This is a genomic window from Sulfitobacter sp. UBA4523 (assembly GCF_002388305.1).
Lineage (GTDB): Bacteria > Pseudomonadota > Alphaproteobacteria > Rhodobacterales > Rhodobacteraceae > Sulfitobacter > Sulfitobacter pontiacus.
This window is the reverse complement of the sequence record NZ_DGMH01000035.1, coordinates 24,639-31,533: the sequence shown is the minus strand read 5'-3', so window position 1 is coordinate 31,533 and position 6,895 is coordinate 24,639. Positions and strand designations below refer to the sequence as shown.

Sequence of the window (6,895 nt, the reverse complement as noted above, 5' to 3'; positions counted from 1 at the left end):
CCTATTGATTTGAGTAAAGGACCACGACCATGACCAATCTGACCCCCTCTGACAAGGCGCTGGTGCCCTTTGTATCCGTCGACAATATGATGAAGCTGATCCATCACATCGGGATTGAACCCATGCTGATCGGGCTTGGGGAGTATATCGAGGCGGATTTCAAACGGTGGGAGCTGTTTGACAAGACCCCGCGCGTGGCCAGCCATTCGGAACAGGGCGTGATCGAGCTGATGCCGACCTCGGACGGCGAGGTCTACGGGTTCAAATACGTAAATGGCCACCCCTCGAACACGGCGGAGGGGTTGCAGACCGTGACCGCCTTTGGCCTGCTGGCGAATGTGGCCAACGGTTATCCGGTGTTGCTGTCCGAGATGACGATGCTGACGGCGCTGCGCACGGCGGCGACCTCTGCCGTGGTGGCGCGGTTGCTGGCCCCCAAGGGCGCGCATGTCATGGCGATGATCGGGAACGGGGCGCAATCCGAATTCCAGACCCTCGCCATGAAGGCCATCGTCGGCATCGACGAGGTCCGGCTGTACGACATCGACAAGGACGCCACCGCCAAATGCGGCGCCAACCTGCAAGGCCTGGGCATCAAGGTCGTGCCCTGCGACACCGCGGAAGAAGCGATGCTGGGCGCGCAGATCGTCACCACCTGCACGGCGGACAAGCAATATGCCACCATCCTGACAGATAATATGGTCGGCAGCGGCATCCACATCAACGCCATCGGCGGCGACTGTCCGGGCAAGACCGAACTGGCCCCCGCGATCCTGCACCGCGCGGGGATTTTTGTGGAATACCCCGAACAGACCCGGATCGAGGGCGAGATACAGCAGCTTGAACCGGATCACCCCGTGACCGAAATCTGGCAGGTGCTGACCGGTCAGGCGCAGGGGCGCACCGATGACAAGCAGATCACCCTGTTCGACAGCGTCGGCTTCGCGATCGAGGATTTCTCGGCGCTGCGCTATGTGCGCGACCAGATCAAGGCGACCGATCTGTTCGACCCGCTTGACCTGCTGGCCGACCCCGAAGATCCGCGGGATCTGTTCGGCATGTTGCAACGGGCCAAGTAACGGCGACGGGAGCCTATTTCGGCGCGGTCACATCATGGTGGTACAGCCAGTTGAACGCGCCGACCATCGCCCAAGGTGCAAGGGTGCTGCCTAGTTTCAGTCCCAGATGCGCGGCCGACCGCAAAGGCCCGGGGCGCAAGTGATAGCGCGCGGCATTGCCTGCCGCCGCTTTAACGACACGGGTAACACGGGGTTGGCGCAGGCTTTGATAACGGGCGAGCGCCTGTTCTGCGGGGTGGTTCAGCACGCTGTCGGCCAGCACCCACGCATCTTCAAGCGCCATATTGGCGCCCTGCGCAAGGAACGGCAGCGTCGGATGCGCGGCATCCCCCAGCAAGACAACCCCGCCCTGATGCCACGTCTGCGCAACCGGATGCAGGTGGAGCCCCCAAAGCGTGCAGGCCTCTACCGCATGGATCATCGCGGCAGCCCGCCCGCCAAAACCCGCAAAGGCGTTTCGCAGGTTTACCGGATCGTCCGCATGGTTCCAGCCTTCGGCGGCCCAACTGTCACGCTCTTCTACCGCGACCAGATTGACCAGCCGCCCGCCGCGCAAAGGGTAGCTGACCAGATGGCGGCCCGGCCCCATGGTGACATGGGCCTCGTCGGGGTGGTTGAAGTCATTGCGCACAACCGCGCGCCACGCGACCTGCCCGGTGAACTTTGTCTGATCCGCCCCATTCAACACCGCACGCGCCCGGCTGTGGATCCCGCTGGCATCAACGATCAGCTCTGCCCGCCGGCGCGACCCAACCTTCAGTCGCAGTTGCGGCGTGGCACCGGGGGTCACCTCTGCCACCTCGGCCCCAAGCTCTATCGTGACATTGCCCCGTTTGGCCGCGCCCAGCAGGATGTCCACCAGATCGGCGCGGTGTACGAACATATAGGGATATGCGCCCTGCCCGCGCATCAGGTCCAACCGCGCCACACGCGCCCCAGCCTTGTAATCCTGCAAGACCACCGCCTGCCCGCGCACCGCCGCGCGTTCGGTCAGCTTGGCGTCGAGCCCCATCGCTCGCAACACCGCGATACCGTTGGGGCTGATCTGGAGGCCGGCACCGACCTCGGTGATCGCCGGAGCCTGCTCCAGCAGCGTGACAGCCATACCGCGGCGCGACAAAGCCGCTGCGGCGGCCAGGCCGCCGATACCCCCACCAATAACGATTGCGTTGCTGATGCCCATTTCGCTTTCGCCTGTCTTGCCAGCTTCATACACAAAAGCGCCGGGCTCTCACCGCGGCGCTTTCATTATCATTCTCGCGCAAATGCCGTCATTTGCGACCCGTGACCGGACGATCAATCGTCGCGGTGGACTTTCTCGCGGCGCTCGTGACGCTCTTGCGCCTCAAGGCTCATCGTGGCGATTGGACGCGCATCCAGACGCTTCAGCGAAATCGGCTCTCCGGTGACAGAGCAGTAGCCGAATTCACCCTCATCGATGCGGCGCAGCGCCCCGTCGATCTTGCTGACCAGCTTGCGGGCGCGGTCCCGCGTGCGCAGTTCCAGCGCGCGGTCCGTTTCCTCGGAGGCGCGATCGTTCACATCGGGGATGTTGCGTGTCCCGTCTTGCAAGCCCTCGATCGTGTCCCGGCTTCCCGCCAGCAGCTCGGCTTTCCAGTTCAATAGTTTGCGTCTGAAGTATTCGACTTGCCGATCATTCATGAACGGCTCGTCTTCGGCAGGTGTATAACCATCCGCCAAAAAAACTTCCTGCTTCATATCATTCCCCATCGCGGTCTTAAATCCTGTCATGAAGGCGCGTCTCCCGACATCACTCCCGTGGCGTGCATCTAACGCAGCGTTAGCGGATTGTCACTACACAATGCTTATGTTTGTTGGTTTAAGGACCAAGAATAGCGCGTTGAAGAAGGTTGAAAACAAGATGAAATTCCAAGGTACTCAAGATTACGTCGCCACAGATGACCTCACGATTGCGGTGAATGCGGCTGTAACGCTGGAACGACCTCTGCTTGTAAAAGGTGAGCCCGGCACAGGTAAAACGGAACTAGCCCGACAAGTGTCAGCCGCCCTTGGCCTGCCCATGATCGAATGGAACATCAAATCGACCACCCGTGCGCAACAGGGTCTATACGAATATGACGCCGTCAGCCGCCTGCGCGACAGCCAGCTTGGCGAAGAGCGCGTGCATGACGTGAAAAACTACATCCGCAAGGGCAAGCTGTGGCAGGCGTTTGAGGCCGAAGGCAAAACCGTGTTGCTGATCGACGAGATCGACAAGGCCGACATCGAATTCCCCAACGACCTTTTGCAAGAGCTCGATAAGATGGAGTTCTTCGTCTACGAGACAGGCGAGACGATCAAAGCCGAAAATCGCCCCATCGTCATCATCACCTCGAACAATGAAAAAGAGCTGCCCGACGCCTTTTTGCGCCGTTGCTTCTTCCACTACATCCAGTTCCCCGAGATGGACACGCTGCGCAAGATCGTCGAGGTCCACCACCCCGGTATCAAGGAATCCCTGTTGACCACGGCGCTGACCCAATTCTACGAAATCCGCGAACAGCAAGGGCTGAAGAAAAAACCATCCACGTCGGAAGTGCTGGATTGGCTCAAGCTGTTGCTGGCCGAGGATATGGATGCCGCCGATCTGAAAAAAGACGGCAAGTCCGCCCTGCCAAAGTTGCACGGTGCGCTGCTGAAAAACGAACAGGACGTGCATCTGTTCGAACGGCTTGCCTTTATGGCACGCGCGCAAAAGTGACCCCAAGGGGCGCGGTGCGCCGCGCCCTGATCCCGCATAAAGGGAATATCCAACCGCCCGCGCGTTATTTCACGGCTGCAAACGCGCCCGTCCTATTTGTGACGTCTAAGCAACGATGGTCATAAGCCTGCCTTATTTGTTAACATTTTTCTCTGTTTTGACATGGTTGCTCCCTAGAATGGTCTGGATGGCGGGCGAAAAACACCTGTAATCAGCTCAAAAGGGCAGTCAGGTAGATGATGGATATGATTTTTGCACCGTTCGTGCGCCGTGCGTTGGAGACTGTTAAAGTTGTCCGTGCGGTCCCTGCACCTGCCACAACGGGGTCCCATCCATGAAGAAATACCTTTTGCTGCCCTTGATGCTGGCGATCAGTGCCTGCGTTCCGGCCTCGCATCCCGGTGTGGTGACCCGCGCCGCGATGGAACCCGCCTCAACCTCTTCTTTGCCCGCGATGAAACGGTTCACCGTGCATCAATCGCTGCCGGCACCGCGCTCCAACAACGACCTCAGCCTCGATTTTATCGAACTGTCGTTCCGCATGGAAAGCGGCAAGGAGCTCCCCGTTTTCACCCGTTTCGAAGGTCCGGTCACCGTGCGCGTCATCGGTGCGCCGCCCCCGACCCTTGGCCCCGATCTGACCGCGCTGCTCAATCGCTTGCGGCAAGAGGCCCGGATCGACATCAGCCCCACCAGCGGCCCGAATGCCAATATCACCGTCGAAGCTGTCAGCCGTCGCACCATCAACAAGGTGCTACCCCAGGCCGCATGTTTTGTGGCCCCGAATGTCAGCAGCCTTGATGAATACAAGAAAGTCCGCCGCACCGCGCAGACCAACTGGTCCTTGCTGAAAACCCGCAGCCGCGTGTCGATCTTCATCCCGAATGACGCCAGCCCGCAAGAGGTCCGCGATTGTTTGCACGAAGAACTGGCCCAAGCGCTTGGTCCTCTCAACGATCTGTATCGCCTGCCGGATTCCGTCTTTAACGACGACAACGTGCATACGGTGCTGACCGGATTTGATATGATGATCCTGCGCGCCTACTACGATCCAGCGCTGCGGTCGGGCATGACACGGGGCCAGGTGGCAAACGCCCTGCCGGGTATTCTGGCACGGATCAATCCGGGCGGCACATCGACCAAAGCACGCTTCCTGACCCGCACCCCCCGCGCCTGGAATGCCGCCGTTCAGGGCGCGCTCGGGCCCGGTCGCTCCAGCGGGCAACGCCAGGACGCGGCCTATAGCGCCATCAAGATCGCACAAAGCCTAGGCTGGCAGGATCACCGCCGCGCGTTTGCCCATTACGCCATGGGGCGCGCGTTGCAATCGGGTGATGCCGAAGCCGCGCATGAACAATACAAGATGTCCGATCTCTTCTACGCCCGCACCCCCGGCACCGATCTGCACCGCGCTTATGTGGCGACGCAACTGGGGGCTTATTCGGTCTCCAAGGGTCAGGGTGCCGAAGCGCTACGTCTGATCGCGCCGCATATCGACACCGCACGCCGACGCGAGAACGCCGCCCTGCTCAGCACCCTGCTGTTGCTGCGTGCCGAAGCGCTCGAGCTTGAGAACCGCGCGGCCGAGGCACAGGCCGTCAGGGTGGACAGTTTGGGCTGGGCACGGTACGGATTTGGCTCTGACTGGGCTGTGCGGGCCAAAATGCGCGAGATCGCGTCGCTTAACCCGCTCAAATAACTAGCGAAACGGGTTAAAATGATCGTCATACTTCTCGCCGTGATCGGCGCTGTTATCGGGGGGCTGACCGCCCGTAAACGCAACGGCAACCGCAAGGATATCGCACAATACGCGGCCGGATTTGCGATGGCCTTTATCATCGTCGGCATGATCCTTACAGTCGTTCTGGACCGAGTCCTAACCGGAGCGTAATTCATGTTTCTGCCGTTCTTTGACCAACTGCGCCAACACAAGGTGCCGGTGTCCATGCGCGAGTTTCTCGCCTTTCTCGACGGGATGGCAGCCGGGCTCGCGACCTATGATGTCGATGCCTTCTACTATCTCGCGCGCACCAGCATGGTCAAAGACGAACGCAACATCGACAAGTTCGACCGCGCCTTTGCGGCCGCGTTCTCGGGCCTTGAAAACATTAGCCTCGACGATGTGATGGAGGCCGTGGACATCCCGCACGAGTGGCTGGAAAAAATGGCCGAAAAGCACCTCACCCCCGAGGAAAAGGCCGAGATCGAGGCCGCGGGCGGTTTTGACAAGCTGATGGAGACGCTGCGCAAACGGCTCGAGGAACAGAAAGGCCGCCATCAGGGGGGCAATAAATGGGTCGGCACCGCAGGCACCTCGCCCTTCGGGGCCTATGGCTACAACCCCGAAGGCGTGCGCATCGGCCAGAATGAATCGCGCCACCAGCGCGCGGTCAAGGTCTGGGACAAACGCGAATTCAAGAACCTCGACGACACGGTCGAACTGGGCACCCGCAACATCAAGGTCGCGCTCAAACGTCTGCGCCGGTGGGCCCGTGACGGTGCCAATGACGAACTTGATCTGGGCGGCACCATCCGTGCGACGGCGGAACACGGCTACCTCGATGTCAAAACCCGCCCCGAGCGGCGCAACGCGGTCAAGGTGCTGCTGTTCTTGGATGTGGGTGGCTCTATGGACCCGCATATCAAAACCGTCGAGGAACTGTTCAGCGCTGCCAAGGCCGAATTCAAACACCTCGAATATTTCTACTTCCACAACTGCCTGTATGAAGGTGTCTGGCGCGACAATCGCCGCCGCTGGACGGAACAGTTGGACACGATGGAAGTGCTGCGCACCTACGGGCCGGATTACAAATGCATTTTCGTGGGCGACGCGTCCATGTCCCCTTACGAAATCGCCTACCCCGGTGGCGCCAATGAACACTGGAACGCCGAGGCCGGATCGGTCTGGCTCTCTCGCGCGCGCGAACAATGGAACAGCAACCTCTGGATCAACCCGATCCCCGAGAAATACTGGCCCTACACCCAATCCATCAAAATGGTGCAGGAAATCTTTGGCGCAGAGGCAATGGTGCCCATGACCCTCGAAGGGCTGAGCCGCGGGATGAAGACGCTGACCCGGTAATCAGCCGCCACC

The 6,895-nt window shown here is 60.4% G+C and carries 7 protein-coding genes; 5 read left to right on the top strand and 2 right to left on the bottom strand.

The features are described from left to right. Positions 1–29 precede the first annotated feature (29 nt). Positions 30–1,079 carry an ornithine cyclodeaminase gene (locus B3849_RS08540; protein ID WP_278426253.1) on the top strand — a complete coding sequence of 350 codons (1,050 nt, stop codon included), beginning with the start codon at positions 30–32 and terminating at the stop codon, positions 1,077–1,079. Positions 1,080–1,092: 13 nt separating this feature from the next. Here B3849_RS08540 and B3849_RS08535 read toward each other — a convergent pair whose 3' ends face one another. Together B3849_RS08535 and dksA are read right to left on the bottom strand one after the other, a co-directional pair. After that, complete coding sequence (locus tag B3849_RS08535) at positions 1,093–2,262, bottom strand: FAD-dependent monooxygenase (protein ID WP_278426251.1); 1,170 nt, start codon at positions 2,260–2,262, stop codon at positions 1,093–1,095. Positions 2,263–2,375: 113 nt separating this feature from the next. Further along, complete coding sequence (dksA, locus tag B3849_RS08530) at positions 2,376–2,798, bottom strand: RNA polymerase-binding protein DksA (RefSeq protein WP_037945012.1); 423 nt, start codon at positions 2,796–2,798, stop codon at positions 2,376–2,378. A gap of 163 nt (positions 2,799–2,961) precedes the next feature. On the opposite strand from dksA, the gene B3849_RS08525 reads away from it, so the two are divergent. The 4 genes from B3849_RS08525 (at position 2,962) to B3849_RS08510 (ending at position 6,883) form a co-directional block, all read left to right on the top strand. Then, complete coding sequence (locus B3849_RS08525; protein WP_037945011.1) at positions 2,962–3,801, top strand: AAA family ATPase; 840 nt, start codon at positions 2,962–2,964, stop codon at positions 3,799–3,801. A 334-nt stretch (positions 3,802–4,135) separates the two neighbouring features. Then, entirely contained in the window at positions 4,136–5,500 is a 1,365-nt protein-coding gene (locus B3849_RS08520) for a DUF2927 domain-containing protein (protein ID WP_278426250.1), read from the top strand. 18 nt (positions 5,501–5,518) lie between these two features. Further along, positions 5,519–5,692, top strand: a complete 174-nt coding sequence (locus tag B3849_RS08515) for a hypothetical protein (RefSeq protein ID WP_005853331.1) — start codon at positions 5,519–5,521, stop codon at positions 5,690–5,692. Between the two features lie 3 nt (positions 5,693–5,695). Next, the gene (locus tag B3849_RS08510; protein WP_237279127.1) at positions 5,696–6,883 is read left to right on the top strand and encodes a vWA domain-containing protein; all 1,188 of its coding nucleotides are present in this window, start codon (positions 5,696–5,698) and stop codon (positions 6,881–6,883) included. Positions 6,884–6,895: the final 12 nt, after the last annotated feature.

What these genes read in the sequence shown, in the direction of transcription:
- B3849_RS08535 (WP_278426251.1), bottom strand. Translation starts at nt 2,262, where the DNA reads ATGGGCATCAGCAACGCAATCGTTATTGGTGGGGGTATCGGCGGCCTG.
- B3849_RS08525 (WP_037945011.1), top strand. Translation starts at nt 2,962, where the DNA reads ATGAAATTCCAAGGTACTCAAGATTACGTCGCCACAGATGACCTCACG.
- B3849_RS08520 (WP_278426250.1), top strand. Translation starts at nt 4,136, where the DNA reads ATGAAGAAATACCTTTTGCTGCCCTTGATGCTGGCGATCAGTGCCTGC.
- B3849_RS08540 (WP_278426253.1), top strand. Translation starts at nt 30, where the DNA reads ATGACCAATCTGACCCCCTCTGACAAGGCGCTGGTGCCCTTTGTATCC.
- dksA (WP_037945012.1), bottom strand. Translation starts at nt 2,798, where the DNA reads ATGAAGCAGGAAGTTTTTTTGGCGGATGGTTATACACCTGCCGAAGAC.
- B3849_RS08510 (WP_237279127.1), top strand. Translation starts at nt 5,696, where the DNA reads ATGTTTCTGCCGTTCTTTGACCAACTGCGCCAACACAAGGTGCCGGTG.
- B3849_RS08515 (WP_005853331.1), top strand. Translation starts at nt 5,519, where the DNA reads ATGATCGTCATACTTCTCGCCGTGATCGGCGCTGTTATCGGGGGGCTG.